This is a genomic window from Candidatus Zixiibacteriota bacterium, from assembly GCA_017999435.1.
In the GTDB taxonomy this organism is placed as follows: domain Bacteria; phylum Zixibacteria; class MSB-5A5; order GN15; family FEB-12; genus JAGNLV01.
Genome location: JAGNLV010000001.1, coordinates 358,108 through 378,811, shown reverse-complemented (window position 1 = coordinate 378,811; position 20,704 = coordinate 358,108). Strand labels below are relative to the sequence as shown.

The following is a 20,704-nucleotide window of genomic DNA, read 5'->3' as shown; positions in this document are numbered from 1 at the left end:
AGAATCAACGTGATGGCCGAGCGTGCCAACGGGAAGCCCACCTGGGTGGAGCGCCGGATTCCGGCGATCGGGGCGATTGTGCTGGCAGTCGCGGTGGGCGTGTACGCCTGGATCGGGATCTCGGAGAGCCGCAAAGACAGTCTCGGCCTGCTGGTGACGCAGGGGGCGGCCTTCACCGAGGCGCTGGCCCAGGCCGCGGCCGGGGCGATCGAGGCCGAGGCCTTCTACGACTACCTCGTCCACCTCCGGTTCGAAGAGGTCTTCGTCACGGTGTCGCAGCTTGCGCTCGATCCGCGGACAGCGGCTGAGCTGACCGAGGCCGCTCTCCTGCACGATCTCGACGCGATCTACCTGTGCGATCTCGAGGGGAACGTGCTGGCGACCGGCGCGGCGCCGGCCTGGGAGGGGCTGCTGCCCCAGTTCGTACAGGCCGAGGTCCGAACGTTGGGGGACAACCCGCAGACGAACTACGTACTGCTTCTGGAGCCGGCGACGCGGGAGCACGGCGCCCGCCACTACTATCTCCAGATCGCCAACACACTCGACCGGATCGCCGTGCTGGTCGCCGACGCGCAGTACTACGTCGAGGCGCTCCGCCAGACGCAGATCGGCTACCTGGTGCAGCGGATGGCGGAGGAGCCGGGGGTTGTGTACATCATCTACCAGTCGACCGACGGAATCATCTTCTCCTCGCGGCGCACCGGACCGCTGCTGGCGATCGAGTCGGATCCGTTTCTCACGCAGGCGCTCGATGCCGACACGATCATGCACCGGACCAGCGAGTTCCAGGGGGAGCGGGTGCTGGAGCTCGTGCGGCCGTTCGCGACCAGCGAGTACCCGTTCGGGCTGTTCCGGGTGGGGCTGTCGCTCGGCCGCTACTACAGCGTGTCGCGGCGGTTCGATCTGCAGATGGCGGCGCTCTCGGCGGCGCTGTTCGGGGTGCTTCTGTTCGGCCTGCTCTACCTGGCGGCGCGGCGGAAGCGCCGAGAGCTGGGGCGGCAGTACACGGACATCAAATCGCTCACCGACGTGATATTCGACCGGATGCGCACCGGGGTCGCGGCCGTGGATGATCGGGGGGTGATCACGCTGGCAAACCGGGCCTTCGAACAGATCGTGGGCGCGGCCGGGGTGCTGGGCAGGAACTGGGACGACGCGGTGACGGCGCCGGCGCTCGCGCGGGAGAACCTTCGGCGGTGGATGGCTGCGGGCGAGGAGAAGGAGCTGACGGCCGCGATCGGCGACCGGGAGAAGACGCTCGTGCTGGCGGTTTCGGCGATCGGGCAGCGGCGCGACGAGGGCATGGTGATCGTTCTGTACGACGTGACGCGCCTGAAGGAGTACGAGCGGCGGGCGCTGCGGCGGGCGCGGCTATCGGAGCTGGGCGACCTCGCAGCCGGGGTGGCCCACGAGATCCGCAACCCGCTCAACACGATTTCGATCGCGGCCCAGCGGCTGGCGGCGGAATTCACGCCGACTGCGAACCGCGAGGAGTTTGTCGGGTTCACCGGGCAGATCCGGGCCGAGACACGGCGGCTCAACGACATCATCACGCGCTTCCTCGCTCTCGCGCGCGAGGAGAAGAAGGGGCGGCAGAAGGTCGCGCTCGACCGGCTGATCGCCGACGCCGTGGTGTTCCTCGGGCTGGAGGCCCGGAAGATCGGAATCGCCCTGGAGGCGGAGTGCGAGCCGGGGCTGACGCTCGAAGCCGATCCCGACGAGCTGCGGCAGGTGCTGACGAATCTGTTCAACAACGCGAAAGAGGCGCTGGCGGGGCAGCCGGGGCGGATCCGGGTGCAGGCCCGGCGCGCCGGCGACGGCCGGGTCGCACTCACGTTTGAGGACAGCGGGCCGGGGATCGCCGAGGATCTGCGCGAGCGGGTGTTCGCGCCCTATTTCACGACCAAGGAGGCCGGGACGGGGCTGGGGCTGCCGACCGTGTACCGCATTGTCAGCGACCTGGGCGGGGAGGTACGGGTGGAGCGGAGCGATCTCGGCGGGGCGCGGTTTGTGATCGCGGTCTGAGGGGGGAGATCCACAACCGCAGGGGGGCGGCTGTTCGTGGTCCCAACCGAATGGACTAAAGGGGAGCACCGTGCGGCATTGTCCGCGGCGCGCTTGAGCGGCCGAAGGCGGCTGTTATCTTCCCTACAATGAAAACCCCTGCGCCGTGTATTTCACCTTTCCGTCCAGCACGGTCGCGAGGATCTCGGTGTCGTAGAGGCGCAGCGGGGCGACGCGGGTGGGGTCCTGCGAGAGGATGACGAAGTCGGCCGGGTAGCCGGGGAGGAGGCGGCCGCGGCATTCGGCCTGGCCGGCGGCGATAGCCGGGCCGGCGGTGAAGGCAAAGAGCGCCTCGGCCGCGGTGATCCGCTGCTCCGGATGAAAGACGTCACGGCCAGCGCCGCGCCGGGCCCGCTTTCCGGCGGGACCGGAATCGGGGAAGGCCTCGCCGGGTCCGTGGGCGCGGCGGACGGCGGCGGCGATTCCGGCGAGCGGATCGAGCGGCTCAATCGGCACGTCCGAGCCGAACGCCAGATCAATGCCGAGATCGAGCAGGGCGCGGAAGATGTAAGCGTCCTTGGCGCGCCCGCCCCAGGCGGCGCGGACCATCTCGATGTCGGAAACCGTCTGCTGCGGCTGCACGGAGGCGACAATATTCAATTTCTTCAGGCGCGGGAGATCCCGGCGGCGGACCAGTTGGAGATGTTCGATGCGGTGGCGGGCGGGCGGGCGGAGGGGCGGGGCGGCCGCGAGCGCGTCGAGGACATTCGCGACGGCGCGGTCGCCGATGGCGTGGATGGCGCAGGGAAGGCCGAGGCGGGCGGCCGCGCGCGCAAGCGAAGCGATCTTGCCCGGCGGGGTGACCTCGACGCCGCGGTTCCGCCGGTCGTCGCGGTACGGCTGATAGCACAGGGCGGTCCGGCTCCCCAGGGAACCATCGGCGAAAATCTTGATGCCGGCGACGCGGAGGAAGTCATCGCCGGCGCCGTAGCGGGTGCCGGCAGCGCGCAGTTCGGGCAGGCCCGGGGCGGGGGCGTAGTAGTTGATGCGGAGGCCGAGCGCACCGCGGGCGGCGCGTTCGATGAACCAGGCGAACCCCGCCGGACCATCGAACGAGTGCACGCCGGTGACGCCCCGGCGGTAGGCCTGCGCCAGGGCCCGCCCATAGAGGCGGTCGAGGAGCGGCCGCGAGGGCGCGGGTATGAGCCGGAACACCGGGTCGTAGCCCGGGATCTCGCGGAGGAGGCCGCGCGGAGAACCATCGGGGTCGCGCTCGATGACTCCGCCGGCCGGATCCGGCGTGCGCCGGGTGAGGCCGGCGAGTTCCAGCGCCCGCGTGCTCACCCAGGCCGAGTGCTGGTCATGCGAGAAAATGAACGCCGGGCGGCGGCCGACCACTCGGTCGAGCTGGCGGCGGTCCGGTTCGACTCGTCCGGCGAAGAGATCGGGGCGGTAGCCCTCACCGACCACCCAGTCATCGGGGCCAAGGCCGCGGCAGAAGCCACGGATGAGGCGAAGGCACTCGTCCAGGGAATCGACGCCGTGGAGGTCGATGCGCCCGAGGGAGAGGGCGTAGTAGTAGAAGTGGGTGTGGGCGTCGACAAAGCCGGGCACGACGGTCCGGCGCCTGAGGTCGATGCGGTCGAAACCGGCGAAAGGGCCGACGCCGCGGAGGTTGTCGCCGACGGCGACGATCCGCCCACGCTCGATCGCCATCGAATCGACCGCGAGGCGGCGGTCCTGAGTCAGGATGTTGGCGTTATAGATCAGCGAGCGGGACTTCATAGCGTTCTCCTTTGACGCGGAGGTCGCCCTCGCGGCGGGTGAGCCGGAGGCGATCGGTTTCCTCGAGGATGGGCACGGCGAATTTGCGGGTGAAGCCGAAGCGGTCGCGGAGGTCGGTGATGGCGAGTTCGCCGGTCCGGTCGAGCCGTTCGCGGATGTAGGCGAGGACGGTCTGCCAGGTGTCGGCGAGGAAGATGAAATCGGCGCCGCACTTGTGCCCCTCGCGGGAGTCGAGGATGAAGCGGATCGCCTCGCGGTGCGCCTTGCCGCGGGAGGTCAGATCGGCGAGTTTAGGCGGCGCCCAGGGGTCGGCCCGGAGTGCGGCCATGATCTCGTCGTAGGCGGTGCGGACGGGGCCGGCGAGAGTCATGCCGCGCCCGGCGACGGAGTACTCGTCGTCGTGCCGCACCAGGATCCGGTTCTCCAGGGCGTACTGGATGAGGAGGTCGGTCGTCTCGCGGCCGTAGGGGGAGAGCTGCTGGAGCGTCTCGATCGGGACTCCCTTGAGGTGGGACTTGCGCTCGAAGTGTTTCTCGAGACGTCGCTTGAAGCGCTCGAGAGCCTGGGCAAATGCGGTCGGCTCGAAAACGTATCCCCGGTAGAGGGCGGCCTGGCCGGAGTCGATGAGGCGGGTGACGGCCTGGTTGATGGCGGTCTCGGCGCAGTCGGCGTGTTCGAGCAGGTGCGGGCGGTGGACAGCGGTGCGTTTCTGCAGTTCCGAACGGACGAGATCCTCCAGTCGGCCGCTGCTCCGGAGGAGAAGATAGTCGTAGCGGTCGAGGGCGCGGCGGCGGGGGAAGAAGCGGAGGTGGTCGAGCACCTGGCCGCCGCCGAGCGTGACCATCGGTGTCGGCAGGCGCATGATGCAGCGGTCGCCGATGAGGGCGTAGACGGGCTGGTCGGGCTGGAAGAAAACCAGGCCGGAGCCGCCGGGCCGGATCTCCTCGGCGCGGAAGAGGCGAATCTCCCCCTCGACCTCCGTGGTGCCGACTATGAGGAGGACGCGGCGCCGGTCCTCCAGGGCGACCGGGGCGTTGGGGAGAAGTTCGAGCGAGAGGGCGAGCACCGGATGGTGCGGGAAGTACTCGAGGTCGGTGCGGTCGGTGATGACCCCGCCGCGGAGGAGCTGTTCGCGGTCGACGCCGGTGAAGGAGACGGCGGTGCGCTGGCCCGGTTCGGCGAGGTCGACGCTGTCGCCGCCGGAGTGGAGCGACCGGATTTTGCCGACGGTGCGGGCGGGCCAGACGCCGACCGTCTGGCCGAGGCGCAGAGAGCCGCCGCGCAGGGTGCCGGTCACCACGCCGCCGATGCCGGGCCGGACGAAGGAGCGGTCGATGAAGAGGCGGGCTTTCCCGATGTCTTTGCGCGAGGCGACGAGGCCGGGGAGGCGGTTGAGGTATTCGCGCAGGGGATCGAAACCGGCGCCGGTGGCCGCGGAGACCGCAAAGACCGGGACGTCGTGGAGGAAGGTGCCGGCCAGGCGCGCGCCGATGTCCGCGGTCAGGAGCTCCAGCCAGTCGGGCTCGACGAGGTCGGTCTTGTTGATCACCACCAGGCCGTGCCGTACCCCGAGCAGGCGAACCACCTGAAAGTGCTCCTCGGTCTGCGGCATCCAGCCGTCATCGGCGGCGATCACGAGCATCACGGCGTCGATCCCGCCGGCCCCTGCGATCATGTTCTTGACAAACCGCTCGTGGCCGGGAACATCGATGAAGGCGACGGTGGCGCCGGCGGGCGTGCGGTAGAAGGCGAAGCCGAGGTCGATGGTCATGCCGCGCGCCTTCTCCTCCGGGAGACGGTCGGGGTCGGTGCCGGTGAGGCGTTTGACGAGGGCCGACTTGCCGTGGTCTATGTGTCCCGCGGTGCCAACGACGATCATAGCCGATTACCCGAGGACCGACCGGATGGCTTCGGTGAGAGCCGGCAAATCCTCTGTTTCGACCGCTTTCAGGTCGAGGAGGAAGCGATCGTTTTCGATCCGACCGATGATGGGGAGGTCGCGGTCGCGGAAGGCGGCCAGCAGGGCGGCGGCGTTGCGGGTTTTGGAGAAGCACACGGCGACCGAGGGGATGGCGGCCTCGGGGAGGGCGCCTCCGCCGACGAATGCCTGGGTGGCTTCCACCGAGAGGTCCTCGGGCTGCCCCAGGTCGGCCAGGATTTTCTTACCCCGCTTGTACAGCTCGGATTCGGGGAGGGCGAGCAGGCGCCAGAGCGTGATGTCGGTTTGCCAGGTGCCACCGAGGTAGATGGAGAAGAGGCGCTCGAGGGCGGAGAAGACGATTTTGTCGACGCGCATGGTGCGAAAGAGCGGGTTCTTCTTGATCGTGCGGATGATCTCGGCCCGGCCGACCAGGAGGCCGGCCTGGACGCCGCCGAGGAGTTTGTCGCCGGAGAAGGTTGTGAGCACGGCGCCGGCACGAACCGATTGCTGGACAGTCGGTTCGGAGTAGCCAAGGAGGGGGAGGGTGTCGATGAAGAGGCCGCTGCCGAGATCGTTCATCACCGGGAGGTTGTGCTCGCGGCCGAGCGCGACCAGATCGCGGAGGGAAACCTCCTCGGTGAAGCCAGCCTGGGTGAAATTGCTTTTGTGGACTTTCAGGATAAGCCCGGTGCGCTTCGGGTCGATATTAGAGGCGTAGTCCGCGATCGTGGTAATGTTCGTGGTGCCGACTTCCCGGAGCCGGGCGCCTGATTTGCGGAGAATATCGGGGATGCGGAAGCCGCCGCCGATCTGGACCAGCTCGCCCCGCGAGATGAGGACCTCCTTGCGGGCGGCCAGGGAATTGAGGGCCAGAAAGAGCGCCGCGGCGCAGTTGTTGACAACGGTGGCGGCCTCGGCCTCGGCGAGCAAGGCGAGGTAGCTTTCGGCCGCCCCGCCCCGGCCGCCCCGGCGGCCGGTTTCCAGGCTGAATTCGGTGTTCCCGTAGCCGGTGACGGAGTGCTTGATGGCGTCAAAGAGATCGGCCGGAAGGGGGGCGCGTCCGAGATTGGTGTGGACGACGATGCCGGTGGCGTTGATGACCCGGGCGGCGGCCTGTCGGCCGGCCGCACGGAGAGCGGCCCGGAGGGCGGCGAGAAGGTCGTCGCGGGTCAGCGGCCGGTCTTGGCTCGTCAGCCGGGATTTGGCCTCGGCGACGACGGCCCGGACAACGTCGGCGGCGACCGGACGGGGCAAACGGGCGATGAGATCGGCCAGGCGGGGGTGCTGGAGGAGCTCCTCGACGGCGGGGAAGTCGCGCGGATGGGAAATGATTTTGTCGGTCATAGTGTTACCCGGATCCCGGGGCGCCGCCGGCGGCGCCCGCCTCCCAATAATCGCCAAAGCGGGGGGCAAGTCAACGGAAAAAGCAGGGCCGGGGCCGGGCGCAGACCGGGGGCAGCCCCCGACCGGGGCGGGATCATGGGTCGACCGACTCCCTTTTGTCCACGGTGCGGGGAAATTTCGCCGAACCGCGCAGGATTTTTATTGTTTTTACCGCCATTCCTAGTTTATTGTCCGCTTCCAAAATGGGCGGGTCACCCGACCAACGTCAAACCGGTACCAGGAGACAAGCGATGACGAAGACGAAGCAGGAGATTCTCAGATTAATGGACGACGGCGGGGTGCGCTATATCCGCCTCTGTTTCACCGATATTCTCGGCCGCATCAAGGGTATGTCAATCCCGCGAACGGAGATCGAACAGGTCCTGGAGGAAGGCCAGCCGTTCGACGGATCCTCGGTGGAAGGATTCGCCCGGATCGAGGAGTCGGACCTGCTGGCGATGCCGGACCCGGTGACTTTCCGGATCATGCCCTGGGAGTCGTCGGGGGAGCGGCTGGCCATGATGTTCTGCGACATCGTCCTGCCCGACGGAACGCCCTACGACGGCGATCCGCGGTGGGTCCTGCGCCGGCAGCTGCAGAAAGTGGCCGAGCGCGGCTGGACGTTCTACGTGGGGCCGGAGCTCGAATACTTCTACCTGCGCGACGAGCGGACGACCGACCTGATCGACGTGGACGGGTATTTCGACATGGGGACGGTCGACAAGGGATCGCAGGTGCGCAAGGCGACGGTGAATGCGCTGGAGGCGATGGAGATTCCGGTGGAGTGCTCCCACCACGAGGTGGCGCCCTCGCAGCATGAAATCGACCTGAAGTACCAGGAGGCGCTGGTGATGGCCGATTTCGCCCAGGTCTACAAGTTCGTGGTGAAGCAGGTGGCGATGCAGCACGGGCTGTACGCGACCTTCATGCCCAAGCCGGTTTTCGGCGAGAACGGTTCCGGGATGCACTGCCACCAGTCCCTCTTCATGGGGGACAAGAACCTGTTCGCCAACGGCACCGACCAGTACGGGCTGTCGGAGATCGGCCGGCAGTATACGGCGGGGATTCTCAAATACGTGAGGGAGTTCACGCTGGTGACCAACCAGTGGGTGAATTCCTACAAGCGGCTGGTGCCGGGGTACGAAGCGCCCGTGTACATATCGTGGGGACGCCGGAACCGGTCGAGCATGGTGCGGGTGCCGGCGCACCGTGTGGGCAAGGAGCGGGCCACGCGCATCGAGCTGCGCTCCCCCGACCCGGGGGCCAATCCCTACCTCGCCTTCGCGGCGATGCTGGCGGCCGGGCTCCAGGGGATCGAGCAGCGCCTGACGCTCCCCGACCCGGTGGAGGAAAATATCTACGACATGTCGGAAGAGCAGAAGGCCCGCCTGAACATCGAAGTCCTCCCCAATTCGCTGGAGAATGCCGTGCGGATGTTCGAGGAGTCGCAGCTCATGCGGGAAGTGCTCGGCGAGCACGTCTTCACCAAGCTGATCGAGAACAAGCGCATTGAGTGGGACCAGTACCGCATCCACGTGAGCGCGTTCGAGGTGGAGAAGTACCTCCCGGTCATGTGAGACCGGACCGACGGCCGGGACGAGTGAACGGGTCCGCCTCCGCGGCTGCACGCCGCGGCGGCGGACCCGCTTCTTTTTGGGGGCGGGGCCGTTCAGGCGGCGCGGCGGCCATTGACCGCGGGCCGGGCGGCGACGTATCATGCCAGGGGGAAGTTGCCGGATGATCCGGTGCGAAAGGAGCAAAGGATGCCGTACGTGTCGCTGGGCGATTTTCGCCTCTACTACGAGACGAGCGGACCGGCGGCGAGCGCCGCCGGGCGGGCGCCAGTGGTGCTGCTGCACGGATTCACCCTCGACCGCCGGATGTGGAGCGAGACCCGCGAGTTCCTCGCGCGGGAGTTTCCGGTCATTGTGCCGGATGCGCGGGGGCACGGCCGGTCGGATGCGCCGGCGACCGGGTACAGCCGGGCCGACCGGGTGGAGGACCTCGCCCGGTTCGCCGACCGCCTGGGGCTTGAGCGGTTTCACCTGGTGGGATTGTCGATGGGGGGATCGACGGCTCTCGGGTACGCGCTGCGGGACCAGGCGCGGTTGGTGTCGCTGACGCTCGTGTCGACGAGCGCCGCCGGGTGGAATATCGGCCGGAAGATGGAGCGGGCGGAGGAACAGGGGCGAGAGATCCGCCGCCGGGCGCATCAGGAGCAGGGGGAGGATTTCGCCGCGGCGGCCGCCCGGGGGCTCGCGTACGTGCGCGAGCGGTGGATCGAGTACGGGCTCCGCGTCTACCGCGAGGATCAGCGTTCCATCCGCGACCGGCTGGAACAGATGATGCGCGAGTACTCGGGGGCGGCGTGGCTGGACGAACGCCGGGGGAAGTACCCGAGTCCGGGAAACGACGTCGAGCGGGTGCACACGATCACGGCGCCGACGTTGATCGTCGCCGGGGAGAAGGATAAGGTGTTCGCGCCGCTCGCACAGGAGTTGGGCAAGCGGATCGCGGGCAGCCGGGTGATCATCCACCGGGGCGTCGGGCACATGGTGAACATGGAGATACCGGAGCAGTTTGATGGGGATACGGGGGCGTTTCTGCGGGCGGCAGAGAAGGTTTGACTTTGGCCGGCGAAGGCGTATACTTAGCACCTTGGCGGACCGGCCGGTGAAGGCAAGGCGGCAAGCGAGGGACAAACGGACAGGATGGCAGACGGCAGACGGCCCCGGATCGGCGTATTTCTCTCCGGCGGGGGCAGCAACCTCCAGGCGCTGATCGATGCCTCGAAGTGCGGGATCCTCTCGGGAGAGATCGCGCTGGTGGTGTCAAACCTGCGCAAGGCGTTCGGGCTGGAGCGGGCCCGGCAGGTCCAGATCCCCGTGTTCGTCTACAAGGAGGCGGACTACGCAACCCCGGAGGAGGGGCAGGCGGCGCTCCTGCGCGTGCTGAAGGAGCACGGCGTGGAGTGGATCGCGCTCGCCGGCTACCTGAAACTCCTTCCGGGAAATATCCTCCGCGCATACCCGCGGCGGGTCGTGAACATCCACCCGGCGCTGCTGCCGAAATACGGGGGCAAGGGGATGTACGGACATTTCGTGCACGAGGCGGTGCTGGCGGCCGGGGAGAAGGAATCGGGGCTGACGATCCACCTGGTTGACGAGGCGTACGACCACGGCGCGGTGCTCCACCAACAGCGGGTGCCGATCCTGCCGGGGGACACGCCGGAGACGCTGGCGGCGCGCGTGCTGGAACAGGAACATCGCTGGTACGCCCGGGTGCTGGACAAACTCATTCGAGGTGAATATGGCGGCTGAGACGGATCGGGTGGTGATGCAGACCGAGATCCGCGAGTACCCCCTGATGCGGCGGGGGAAGGTGCGGGACATTTACGATCTCGGCGACACGCTGTTGTTCGTGGCGACCGACCGCATTTCGGCGTTCGACGTGGTCATGCCGAACGGCATCCCCGGCAAGGGGCGGGTACTCACGCAGATGTCGCTGTTCTGGTTCGACTTCCTCAGCGATGTGGTCGAGAGCCACCTGGTCACGGCCGACGTCGACCGGTACCCGGCGGCGCTGCGCGCCTACCGGGAGCAGCTCGAGGGGCGCTCGATGATCGTGGCCAAAGCCGACCGGGTGGAGGCCGAGTGCATCGTGCGGGGGTACATTTCCGGGTCGATGTGGAAGGAACTGCAGGAGGCGCGAAAGCGGGGAACCAACGCGGTGCACGGATTTGAGTTCCCGCCGGCTCTGGGCGAGTCGGAACAGCTCCCCCGCCCGATCTTCACGCCCTCGACCAAGAACGACGACGGGCACGACATCAACATCAGCTACCGCGAGCTGGTGGGGCTCGTGGGCGCGGAGACGGCGCAGCGGTGCCGCGACAGCTCGCTGGCGATCTACACGAAAGCCGCGGACTACGCCCGGACCAGGGGGATTATTATCGCCGACACCAAGTTCGAATTTGGCTACAAGGACGGGCGGTTCATGCTGATCGACGAGGTGCTGTCGCCCGATTCCAGCCGGTTCTGGCCGGTGGACACCTACGCAATCGGCCGCGGGCAGCCCTCATTCGACAAGCAGCCGATCCGCGACTACCTGGACGCGCTGGACTGGAACAAGAAACCGCCGGCGCCGCGGCTGCCGGAGGAGGTAGTGCAGGCCTCGGCGGCGCGCTACCGCGAGGCGCAGCGCCTCCTCACCGGCCGATAGCCGCGCGGCTCATGAAGCAGGAATGACACAACCCGATCAGGGGAAGCAGAGACATGGAAGATACAGTGAAGATCAAACGCGCGCTCATCTCGGTATCGGACAAGACCGGCATCACCCAGCTGGCGCTCGAGTTGGAGAAGCGGGGGGTGGAGATCCTGTCGACGGGGGGGACGCTGCAGGCGCTCAAGAAGGCCGGGGCCCACGCGGTCTCGGTGTCGGCCTTCACCGGGTCGCCGGAGATTCTGGACGGGCGGGTGAAGACCCTCCACCCGCGCATCCACGCCGGGCTGCTCGCGCGGCGGGATGTGGAAGCGCACCTGGAGACGATGACCCAGCACGAGTACAAACTGATCGATCTCGTGGTCGTCAATCTGTATCCGTTCGAGCAGACGGTGGCGAAGGCGGGGGCCACTGACGACGAGGTGATCGAGAATATCGATATCGGGGGACCGTCCATGGTCCGATCGGCGGCGAAGAACCACGACGGGGTGGCGGTGGTGGTCGATCCCGGCGATTACGCCGAGCTGATTGCGGAGATGAACGCGCACGACGGGGGGACGACGCGGGCGTTTCGCCGCCGGTGCGCGGCCAAGGCGTTCGCGCTGACGGCGCGCTACGACACGGCGATCGCCGGATATTTCGCCGGCGCCGGGCAGGCGGGGGCGAAGTTCGCGCCGCAGTACCGCCCGAGTTACAGTCTCCGCTCGGCGCTGCGGTACGGCGAGAACCCGCACCAGGAGGCGGCCCTCTACGCGCGCGACGGGTACGGGGGGCCGACGCTGCTGGAGGCCCGGATCCTGGCCGGAAAGGAGCTCTCGTACAACAACTACGGCGACCTCGACTCCTGCCTGGACATGCTGCTGGATTTCACGGAACCGTTCGCCTGCGTGTTGAAACACGCCAATCCGTGCGGGGCGGCGACCGGGGCAACGATCGCCGAGGCCTACGAGGCGGCCTACGCGAGCGACCCGCTGTCGGCGTTCGGGTCGATCATCGGTCTCAACCGGGAGGTTGACCTCGCGTGCGCCCGGCTCCTCCACGAGACGCCGTTTGTCGAGTGCATGATCGCCCCGTCGTTCACCGACGAGGCGCTCGCGCTCTTGACGAAGAAGAAGGCGCGGCGGATTCTCGCGCTGCCGTCGATCACCCTCGGCTGGCCCCGCGGGCAACTGGCCGACAAGCCGATCCGGGGCGGGCTGCTGCGGCAGGACACCGACGATATCGAGACCAATCCGGACGCGCTCACGGTCGTGACCAAACGCGCGCCCACGCCGGAGGAGATCCGGTCGCTGCTGTTCGCGTGGAAAGTCGTGAAACACACCAAGTCAAACGCCATCGTGCTGGCAAAAGGAACGGCGACGGTGGGGATCGGGATGGGGCAGACCTCGCGGGTGGATTCCGGTTTCATGGCGGTGAAGCGGGCGGGCGAGCGGGCCCGGGGCTCGGTGATGGCCTCGGATGCGTTTTTCCCGATGCCGGATGGCGTCGAGGTGGGCACCGACGCGGGGGTGACCGCGATCATTCAGCCGGGCGGTTCAAAGGGGGACGACGAGGCGATCGCCGCGGCCGACAAAGCCGGGGCGGCGATGGTGCTGACCGGACACCGGCATTTCAAGCATTGAGTCCGGCGCCGGCGGCGACCGGCGCACCGCGTCTGCCAAACTACGAGTCGGATGGGGGCCGGGTTCCGCGGAACCCGGCCCGCGTTTTTCGGGAGCGGGGCGGGCAAAAACTTCCTCTTGACACTGTTTCGGCGGCCGGGACATATTGGCCCCAAGCTTTCGCATTCGATCAAGTCATTAACATCGTCTTCGGTGCGGACCGGGCGGCCACCGGGCGGTCCGGCCCGGCACGTGATTATGCAATTCGGCCACTATCGGTACGCGGCGACGGTCACCATACTGCTCGCGGCGGCGCTCATCGCGATCGGCTTTCTCCTGGTCGACAACGGCCGGCTGCGGCAGATGCTTCGGGATCCGGCGGCGTTCGTGGCCGCGCAGCAGACCGGCTCGGAGGTGCCGCCGCTTCAGGCGGCCGATGTCACCGGCGGCATCTGCCGGCTCTCGTACGGGCCGGGAGAGCCGGCCACGCTGCTGTGCTGGCTCACGATGCGGTCGTCGCGCGGAAAGGACAATATCCCCTTCTGGAACGAGCTGGCGCACCGGTTCGCCGGGCGGAACGTGCGCGTGATCGGGATGTGCACGGGAGAGCCGGATGAAGTGCGGGGGTACGCCGCGGCGCAGGGAGTCGCGTTCCCGGTGATTGCGGCCGGCGACCCCTACATCGTGGAAGCCTATGGCGGCACGGTGGTGCCGCAGACGCTGCTCATTTCGCCAACCGGGCAGGTGGCGGGGCGGTGGCCGGGGGTCGCGGGATCGACGCAGCAGGCGGAGATTGAGGCCCGGGCGGCCGAGGCAGGGAAGCTTGAGCAGAAAACTCCGGAGACGCCGGAGAATGCGATACCCTAACCGTTTGAGGAGGTGAAACCAATGAACGCACTCCGCAGGATGAAGACGCTGGTCCTGATATTCGCGCTCGTCGCGATTGTGACCGGCGGACTCGTGGCGACCTTTGCGGACAATGCCCAGGCGCGGCCGAAGTGCTGCATCTGGGTGATGTACTGCTCCGAGATCCCGCCCTATCCGTGCTGGGACGTGTGCATCCCGGTGCCGTGCCCATAGGGGTGCGCACAGCCGGATGCCGCTGATTGCGGCGCCGCCTCATTCGGGGCGGCGCCTTTTTTTTGCGGGCCGGGGAGGCGGCCCGCCGCCCGCCGGGCCGGCCGAAGAAGTTGATTTTCACCATGATACAGGCTTTCCACGAACTCGGAACCGGCAGAGGAAATATCGTTTGGAAATATCAACTTCCGGTAGTATCTTGCCCGAGGTAGGAAAGGTAGAGGTCAAGGCGCTTACATGCGAAATCGGATACTTGAAATAGTCGTTTTCCTTATAGATTTCATGCAGGGGAACAAGGGGAATCTGGCCGGGAGCGAGGATCTCTCGACGGTGCTCGAGGCCGAGGGGTATTCGCAGGACGAGATCTCGTCGGCCTACTCCTGGCTCCTGCAGCGGTTTGACAACACCCCGGAGCAGTATTTCTCGGAGATCCCGCTCATGAACGCCTCGACCCGGATCCTCACGCCGATGGAGCGGATGCAGTTGGAGCCGGAGGCGCAGGGATTCCTGCTGAAGCTGGTGAATCTGTCGCTGGTGGATCATGAGCAGTTCGAGGGGATCATGGAGCGGGTGTCGGTGTTCGGGTCGAAGTCGGTGTCGCTGGAGCAGATCAAGCTGATCGCGTCGTCGGTGGTGCTGGCCGACCTTGAGGATTTCGATGAGCTTTCGCTGGGCGAGGCGTCGCCCGACCGGTCGCTTCACGTCAACTAATCCATGTCACTGACGAACAAGAAGATTCTCGTCGGTCTCACCGGCGGCATCGCCTGCTACAAAGTCCCCTATCTCGTGCGTGCGCTGGTCAAAGCCGGGGCCGAGGTGCAGGTGGTGATGACCCGGGCCGCCACCGAATTCATCACGCCGCTGACGATGGAGACGGTGTCGGCGCGGCCGGTGGCGGTCGAAATGTTCGCCCACGGGGAGTATGTGGCGACACGGCACATCGATCTCGCGCACTGGCCCGACCTGATCGTGGTGGCGCCGACAACGGCCAACTTTATCGGCAAGGCAGCCTCGGGAATTTCGGATGATCTGCTCACCACGGTGGTGTGCGCCTCGGGCAAACCGATTATGATCGCGCCGGCCATGAATCCGCAGATGTGGCGGAACCCGGTGACGCAGCGCAATCTCAAGACCCTTCTCAGTCTCGGCTACCGGGTGGTGGAGCCGGCCGAGGGGGAGATGGCGTGCGAGGACTACGGCGTGGGGCGGATGGCCGAGCCGGAGGTGATTCTCCGGGCGATCGAGGGGTTCTTCGCGGCGCCCAAGGGCCGGGCAAAAAAAAAAGCCTGACCGGGCGTAGGTTCCTGGTCACGGCCGGGCCGACCCGCGAGGTCATCGACCCGGTGCGCTATATCACAAATTATTCTTCCGGGAAAATGGGGTATGCGATCGCCGCGGCCGCAGCCGAGCAGGGCGCCTCTGTCACGCTCATCTCCGGGCCGGTGGAACTGGCCGCCCCCGAGGGCGTGGTCCTCGTGCGCGTGGAGTCGACCGCCGAGCTGCATCGGGCGGTCGGGGAGCGGTTCGCGCAGTGCGACTGCCTGGTGATGGCGGCGGCTCCCGCCGACTATCGGCCGTCCCGGATCTCATCCGAGAAGATCAAGCGTATCAAGAACTTGCGGCTTGAGCTTGAAGCGACGGGGGATATCCTCAAGGATGTCGCGGCGGGCAAGCGGGCCGGGCAGATTGTGGTCGGGTTTGCGCTGGAGACGACCGACGGGGTGGCCAACGCGCGGCGGAAACTTCGGGAGAAGAAACTCGATCTGATTGTCCTGAACGAGCCGTCGGCGGACTCGGGCTTCCTGACCGACACCAATCGGGTGCAGGTGATCGGGCGGGACGGGGAGGCGGAGGAGTGGCCGCTCTTGGCGAAAGGGGAGGTGGCGCGGCGGCTGGTGGCGCGGGTGGCGGCGATGCTGGGGAAGCGGTAGGGGGAAAAAAGTGACGCCGGTCTGGACCGGCGTCGATACCCCGTAGGGCATATCCTTCGAGACAGTTGTCTCTTACTGGAAGTTGACAGACAACCGCCGCTTAAGTACATTCATTCGTATTTTGGGGCTGGAAAGCGGCTTTGTCAAGCGCAAAATGACTGGGAGGATTGGCTGTGAGCAAAGAAAGTCGCACCATACTCGGTTTGGATATCGGCACGAATTCTGTTGGGTGGGCGGTTCTGAGTCACGAGGGCGGCATGCCGACGGGAGTAGTCGCGGCGGGCGTGCGAGTCTTCGAGGCTGGGTTGGACGAGCTGGAAACAGACGCCCGTGGAAAGTCGCGAAACATGCAGCGCAGGGAGGCGCGGTCGATACGCCGGCGGCTCGAGCGGCAGGCACGACGCACGAGTCGGCTGGCGAACTTCCTACAGACAGTTGGTCTGTTACCGCTGGCGGACATTCGGGACAGCGCGGCGCGACACGAGTTCTTTAAGCGGTTGGATTGTTCCATGGAATCGCCGTATCAGCTGCGGCGTCGGGGGATTTCCGAGCGGTTGGAGCCCTACGAATTCGGACGGGCGCTTTATCACCTGGCGCAACGACGCGGCTTTCTCAGCAACCGGCGTTCGGCGCCCAAGGACGAGGATGAGGCGGGCAAAGTCAGACAGGGAATCCTGGACCTCGAGCGCGAGATGGCTTCGGTGGGAGCGCGGACTATCGGCGAGTATTTCGCCTCAATCGAGGGAGGCGGCACACGCATTCGGGACCGGTACACCGGGCGCCACATGTATGAACAGGAGTTCGACGCGCTGTGGAACACTCAGGCCGGTTTCGCTCCAGACGTGCTCCTCCCGGATCTGCGCGAGAAGATCCGCGAGATTATCTTCTACCAGCGGCCGCTGAAAAGCCAGAAACGCTTTGTAGGGAAATGCGAACTCGAGCCGAAGTACCGACGGGCCTCTTGGGAGCACCTCTCGGCGCAGCGCTTCCGGTATCTTCAGACTGTGAATAATCTGGCGGTGATAGACAAATCAACCGGGGAGGTGAGGGCGCTTTCGTCGGAGGAGCGGGAGGCGATCATCGAAAGGCTGGAGGCGACGGCGGAAGCGACATACAGCAGTTTTCGTGGAAGAGGGGGCATTCCCTCGCTGCGCGGGACGGTGTTCAACCTGGAGCGCGGCGGCGAGAAGAGAATCAAGGGAAACAGAACGGCGGCCCAGTTGGCGGGTGTGTTCGGCCTGGAGCGATGGAGGGATTTGACGGAGGCAGACAGAGAGGCGGTGGTCGAGGACGTGCGGTCGATCGTGAACGACGGGGCGCTGGCGCGGCGAGGGCAGAGGAAGTGGGGACTTGCGCCGGAGCAAGCGAAACGGCTGACCGAGATTCGACTCGAGCCCGGCCATTGCGCCTTCTCCAGACAAGCGCTGGACAAACTCCTTCCGCATCTCCGACAAGGGGCGAAGCTATACGACGCAATCGAGGCGGTGCCGGAGTACCGCGAGCGGATGAATCGTCTGACGGAGGCGGTAGATGAACTTCCGAGCGTGCTGTCCGCGCTTGGCGATATTCGCAATCCGCTCGTGATCCGGTCGCTGACAGAACTGAGGCGGGTCGTCAATGCCGTCGTGCAGCGATACGGCAAGCCCGATTTTGTCAGAGTCGAGTTGGCCCGCGACCTGCGACAGACCGCCAAGGTGCGGCTGGAATTGTCCAAGAAGATGCGCCAAAACGAGCAGGCCAGAATGCGGGCGGCCGAGCGGATCAGGAAGGAAACGGGGATACAGAACCCGAGCCGGGACGACATCCTGAAGATCCTCCTCGCCGAAGAATGCAGCTGGAGGTGTCCGTACACGGCAGAGCCCTTTGGCATACACGATCTGCTCGGGCGGTCACCACAGTTCGATATCGAACACATCATTCCTTTCAGCCGGTGCCTTGATGATTCCTTCATGAACAAGACGCTATGCCATGCGGACGAAAATCGCAAGGTGAAGCATAGCCGAACGCCGTGGGAGGCGTACGGCCGGACAGAGAGGTGGGAGGAGATCATGGGGCGGGTGCGGGAATTCAAGGGGCCGGGGCGCTGGGCGAAAGTGCGCCGGTTTGAAATGAGAGAGGCGGAACACAACGCATTCATCAATGAATTCTGCAGCCGGCAACTCAACGACACACGTTACGCGTCCAAGCTGGCCATGAGATATTTGAGTATGCTCTACGGCGGCGGGAGAACGCAGGGGGTGGACGCCGAAGGAAAGCGGCGCATTCAGGCGTCGGCAGGAATGATCACCGCGCTGGTGCGGCACGCGCATGGGCTGAACGGCCTGCTGTCGCGCGACGATTTGAAGTCGCGCGATGACCACCGGCACCACGCCGTGGACGCGGTGGCGGTCGCGCTGTCCGATACCCGTACGGTCATGCGCCTCACGGCGGCGGCGCGGCGGGCTGAAGCGTACGACAAGCTGTTCAAGGATGTCGAGGAACCGTGGCCGGGATTCATCGGCGACATCAAGGCGGTCATCGACCGGGTCATACCCTCCCGTCGGCTGTCGAGGCGCGTGCGCGGGGCGTTGCACCAGGATACGTTCTACGGAGCCCGCACTGTGGATGGGCGGGCCGTGGTGCACATCCGCAAGCCGCTGGCCGCGCTGCACAAAGGCGATATTGATGACATAGTGGACCCGGTCGTCAGAGCCGCGGTTCGGCGGCGGGTGGAGGAAGCCGGCGGAGACGTCAAGAAGGCGTTCGCGGCGGACGTGGAGAAGCCGTATCTCTCAGGGGGAGGAGGAATACGGATTCCCATCCGGCGAGTGCGCCTGGCCAAAAACCTGGTGACATTCCCCGTCGGGTCCGCCCATCGCCGGCGGCATGTGACCTCGGATGCGAATCACCACATCACTCTGTTTGAAGTGTGTGCGGAAGGGGGCGGGGCTGTGCGATGGGAGGGAAAGGTGGTGAGTCTTTTCGAGGCGACGCAGCGGTTGCGGCGTGGGGAGCCGGTCGTGAGGCGGGATGACTGCAACGGGGGTCGGTTTCTCTTCTCGTTGTCCTGCGGGGACGTGATCGAACTGGATCGCGAGGGAACGGGCAGAGCGCTCTACGTGGTCCGCACTGTCCCTCAATCCAAGCAGATTCGGTTCGTACCGATCCACGATGCTCGGAGGCTGAAGGAGATTCCAAAGTCCGGAATGACAGCTGTCCCGGACAGCTTGAGGAGGCGCAACTGCCGCAAAGTCGTGGTGACGCCTCTGGGGGAGGTGCGGCGAGCGGCCGACTGACGGGGCCGGCAGAGGTCAAGGGGGCTTGTGCCTCTGTCGATAACATGACAAGAGCATGGGCGAGAGATTTCTTGATATTTCGGAGCAACCGGCCCGCCTCAGCATTCGACATCGACAACTCGTCATTGGCGTAGACGGTTCGGAGCAGACGACCCCGCTCAATGATGTATCGGCGCTGGTTGTCTCCAATCCCGCGGTATCCTATACGCAGGGGGTGCTGGCGGGGATCTGTGAGGCGGGAGGTGCGCTCGTGGTGTGCGACGAGAAGCACCTGCCGATAGGAATGCTCGTCTCGCTGCTGGGGCATACCACGCAGGGGGAGCGGCTTACGGCACAGGCCGAAGCACCGCCAACGCTGAAGAAGCGATTATGGCAGCAGATCGTCAGGTCGAAGGTACAGGCTCAAGGGGCTTGTCTACGGCGGGTGCGGGGAGAGGATTTCGGGCTGTTTCGACTTGCGCGAGACGTGCGCTCCGGGGACACATCAAACATCGAAGGGCAGGCAGCGCGGCGGTACTGGCCGGCTTTGTTTGGGACGTCGTTTCACCGGGACAGGAACCGGGCGGACCAGAACCGGTTGCTGAACTACGGGTACGCGGTACTGCGGGCCATGGCCGCGCGCGCAATCTGCGGAGCGGGCCTGCACCCGTCGCTGGGACTTCACCACCACAATCGCTATGACGCCTACTGCTTGGCCGACGACCTGATGGAACCGTATCGCCCGGCGGTGGACCGGGTCGTACTGGGCATGTGCGACACGCGGGGCCCGGAAGGGACCCTCGACGCTGCGGCGAAGCGCCAGCTCATCGGGGGGATCATCGGGACACGGCACGCCGTGGAAAATGAAACGGCAGTGCTGCCGGATATTCTCGCCCATGCGGCCGCGAGCCTGGCACAGGTGTATCTGGGAAGACGGAGAGGACTGTGCCTGCCCGTGGTGTAGCGAAGCATGCGGGCGACAGGGTACCGTCGGAGTATCGCGGTATGTGGGTGCTGGCGATGTTCGATCTGCCGGTCGATTCAAACGTGGCCCGGCGCCGGTACGCGCAGTTCCGGATGCATTTACTGAAGGAAGGGTTCCTGATGCTGCAACTGTCCGTGTATGGGAGGTACTGCGGGAGCGAAGAACGGGCCAACATTTGCCGCAAGCGAATCCGAGAGGCGCTGCCCCCGGAAGGGGAGGTGAGGGTGCTGGCGATAACGGATCGCCAATACGGCAAGATGGAGGTGTTTACGGGGACAAAACGGCATCGACCGGAACAACCGCCGGCTCAATTGATGCTTTTCTGATGGATTTTATTGACGAGAACCCCCTGTTAATCAAACGATTAACAGGGGGCATAATGTACTTAAGCGGCGGTTCCTGTCAAGTCCCAGCCACGGTGACACCGGGGAAATTTCCTTCCGAAATGTACTTAAGCGGCGGTTCCTGTCAAGTCCCAGCTACCAACAAGCAGGATAGCATCGAGATAGAATGTACTTAAGCGGCGGTTCCTGTCAAGTCCCAGC

At 66.0% G+C, this 20,704-nt stretch carries 17 protein-coding genes and 1 CRISPR repeat array; of the genes, 14 read left to right on the top strand and 3 right to left on the bottom strand.

Features of this window, described 5'->3' with window-relative positions:
* Nucleotides 1-12: 12 nt before the first annotated feature.
* Nucleotides 13-2,025, top strand: coding sequence for a PAS domain S-box protein (locus KA261_01780; GenBank protein ID MBP7696513.1), 2,013 nt, complete (start codon nt 13-15; stop codon nt 2,023-2,025).
* A gap of 123 nt (nt 2,026-2,148) precedes the next feature.
* On the opposite strand, the gene KA261_01775 is transcribed toward KA261_01780, so the two are convergent.
* The 3 genes from KA261_01775 to KA261_01765 are packed head-to-tail and all read right to left on the bottom strand — an operon-like array spanning nt 2,149 to nt 7,054.
* Nucleotides 2,149-3,789 (bottom strand): amidohydrolase, encoded by a 1,641-nt coding sequence (locus tag KA261_01775; GenBank protein MBP7696512.1) that lies wholly within the window; start codon nt 3,787-3,789, stop codon nt 2,149-2,151.
* On the bottom strand, nt 3,764-5,668 hold the full coding sequence (gene selB / locus KA261_01770) for a selenocysteine-specific translation elongation factor (protein MBP7696511.1): 1,905 nt from the start codon (nt 5,666-5,668) through the stop codon (nt 3,764-3,766). The genes KA261_01775 and selB overlap by 26 nt, the downstream gene beginning before the upstream one ends.
* Nucleotides 5,669-5,674: 6 nt before the next feature.
* Complete coding sequence (locus KA261_01765; GenBank protein MBP7696510.1) at nt 5,675-7,054, bottom strand: L-seryl-tRNA(Sec) selenium transferase; 1,380 nt, start codon at nt 7,052-7,054, stop codon at nt 5,675-5,677.
* Between the two features lie 290 nt (nt 7,055-7,344).
* Here KA261_01765 and KA261_01760 point away from each other — a divergent pair, with 290 nt between their 5' ends.
* The 13 genes from KA261_01760 to cas2 all read left to right on the top strand — a co-directional run bounded on the left by KA261_01760 (nt 7,345) and on the right by cas2 (nt 20,485).
* On the top strand, nt 7,345-8,670 hold the full coding sequence (locus KA261_01760) for a glutamine synthetase (GenBank protein MBP7696509.1): 1,326 nt from the start codon (nt 7,345-7,347) through the stop codon (nt 8,668-8,670).
* Between the two features lie 186 nt (nt 8,671-8,856).
* A complete protein-coding gene (locus KA261_01755; protein MBP7696508.1) occupies nt 8,857-9,720 on the top strand; it encodes an alpha/beta fold hydrolase in 864 nt (287 codons plus the stop codon).
* A gap of 84 nt (nt 9,721-9,804) precedes the next feature.
* A complete protein-coding gene (gene purN, locus KA261_01750; protein MBP7696507.1) occupies nt 9,805-10,413 on the top strand; it encodes a phosphoribosylglycinamide formyltransferase in 609 nt (202 codons plus the stop codon).
* A complete protein-coding gene (locus KA261_01745) occupies nt 10,403-11,311 on the top strand; it encodes a phosphoribosylaminoimidazolesuccinocarboxamide synthase (GenBank protein MBP7696506.1) in 909 nt (302 codons plus the stop codon). The genes purN and KA261_01745 overlap by 11 nt, the downstream gene beginning before the upstream one ends.
* A gap of 53 nt (nt 11,312-11,364) precedes the next feature.
* Entirely contained in the window at nt 11,365-12,933 is a 1,569-nt protein-coding gene (gene purH, locus KA261_01740) for a bifunctional phosphoribosylaminoimidazolecarboxamide formyltransferase/IMP cyclohydrolase (GenBank protein MBP7696505.1), read from the top strand.
* 237 nt (nt 12,934-13,170) lie between these two features.
* Entirely contained in the window at nt 13,171-13,779 is a 609-nt protein-coding gene (locus KA261_01735; protein ID MBP7696504.1) for a TlpA family protein disulfide reductase, read from the top strand.
* A gap of 21 nt (nt 13,780-13,800) precedes the next feature.
* Nucleotides 13,801-13,992, top strand: a complete 192-nt coding sequence (locus KA261_01730) for a hypothetical protein (GenBank protein MBP7696503.1) — start codon at nt 13,801-13,803, stop codon at nt 13,990-13,992.
* A 234-nt stretch (nt 13,993-14,226) separates the two neighbouring features.
* On the top strand, nt 14,227-14,700 hold the full coding sequence (locus KA261_01725; protein ID MBP7696502.1) for a DUF494 family protein: 474 nt from the start codon (nt 14,227-14,229) through the stop codon (nt 14,698-14,700).
* A 3-nt stretch (nt 14,701-14,703) separates the two neighbouring features.
* On the top strand, nt 14,704-15,279 hold the full coding sequence (locus KA261_01720) for a hypothetical protein (protein MBP7696501.1): 576 nt from the start codon (nt 14,704-14,706) through the stop codon (nt 15,277-15,279).
* On the top strand, nt 15,174-15,920 hold the full coding sequence (locus KA261_01715; protein MBP7696500.1) for a hypothetical protein: 747 nt from the start codon (nt 15,174-15,176) through the stop codon (nt 15,918-15,920). Before KA261_01720 ends, KA261_01715 begins: the two co-directional genes overlap by 106 nt.
* Before the next feature lie 509 nt (nt 15,921-16,429).
* Nucleotides 16,430-19,195, top strand: a complete 2,766-nt coding sequence (cas9, locus tag KA261_01710; protein MBP7696499.1) for a type II CRISPR RNA-guided endonuclease Cas9 — start codon at nt 16,430-16,432, stop codon at nt 19,193-19,195.
* A 55-nt stretch (nt 19,196-19,250) separates the two neighbouring features.
* Nucleotides 19,251-20,138 carry a type II CRISPR-associated endonuclease Cas1 gene (cas1, locus tag KA261_01705; GenBank protein ID MBP7696498.1) on the top strand — a complete coding sequence of 296 codons (888 nt, stop codon included), beginning with the start codon at nt 19,251-19,253 and terminating at the stop codon, nt 20,136-20,138.
* A gap of 41 nt (nt 20,139-20,179) precedes the next feature.
* The gene (gene cas2, locus KA261_01700) at nt 20,180-20,485 is read left to right on the top strand and encodes a CRISPR-associated endonuclease Cas2 (GenBank protein MBP7696497.1); all 306 of its coding nucleotides are present in this window, start codon (nt 20,180-20,182) and stop codon (nt 20,483-20,485) included.
* A 52-nt stretch (nt 20,486-20,537) separates the two neighbouring features.
* Nucleotides 20,538-20,704: a CRISPR direct-repeat array (repeat unit 36 nt; unit sequence AATGTACTTAAGCGGCGGTTCCTGTCAAGTCCCAGC).

Coding starts and splice junctions, on each gene's coding strand:
- cas9 (MBP7696499.1), top strand. CDS start 16,430: ATGGAATCGCCGTATCAGCTGCGGCGTCGGGGGATTTCCGAGCGGTTG.
- KA261_01780 (MBP7696513.1), top strand. CDS start 13: ATGGCCGAGCGTGCCAACGGGAAGCCCACCTGGGTGGAGCGCCGGATT.
- KA261_01735 (MBP7696504.1), top strand. CDS start 13,171: ATGCAATTCGGCCACTATCGGTACGCGGCGACGGTCACCATACTGCTC.
- KA261_01720 (MBP7696501.1), top strand. CDS start 14,704: ATGTCACTGACGAACAAGAAGATTCTCGTCGGTCTCACCGGCGGCATC.
- purN (MBP7696507.1), top strand. CDS start 9,805: ATGGCAGACGGCAGACGGCCCCGGATCGGCGTATTTCTCTCCGGCGGG.
- KA261_01760 (MBP7696509.1), top strand. CDS start 7,345: ATGACGAAGACGAAGCAGGAGATTCTCAGATTAATGGACGACGGCGGG.
- KA261_01765 (MBP7696510.1), bottom strand. CDS start 7,054: ATGACCGACAAAATCATTTCCCATCCGCGCGACTTCCCCGCCGTCGAG.
- purH (MBP7696505.1), top strand. CDS start 11,365: ATGGAAGATACAGTGAAGATCAAACGCGCGCTCATCTCGGTATCGGAC.
- cas1 (MBP7696498.1), top strand. CDS start 19,251: ATGGGCGAGAGATTTCTTGATATTTCGGAGCAACCGGCCCGCCTCAGC.
- selB (MBP7696511.1), bottom strand. CDS start 5,668: ATGATCGTCGTTGGCACCGCGGGACACATAGACCACGGCAAGTCGGCC.
- KA261_01730 (MBP7696503.1), top strand. CDS start 13,801: ATGAACGCACTCCGCAGGATGAAGACGCTGGTCCTGATATTCGCGCTC.
- cas2 (MBP7696497.1), top strand. CDS start 20,180: ATGTGGGTGCTGGCGATGTTCGATCTGCCGGTCGATTCAAACGTGGCC.
- KA261_01775 (MBP7696512.1), bottom strand. CDS start 3,789: ATGAAGTCCCGCTCGCTGATCTATAACGCCAACATCCTGACTCAGGAC.
- KA261_01755 (MBP7696508.1), top strand. CDS start 8,857: ATGCCGTACGTGTCGCTGGGCGATTTTCGCCTCTACTACGAGACGAGC.
- KA261_01745 (MBP7696506.1), top strand. CDS start 10,403: ATGGCGGCTGAGACGGATCGGGTGGTGATGCAGACCGAGATCCGCGAG.
- KA261_01725 (MBP7696502.1), top strand. CDS start 14,227: ATGCGAAATCGGATACTTGAAATAGTCGTTTTCCTTATAGATTTCATG.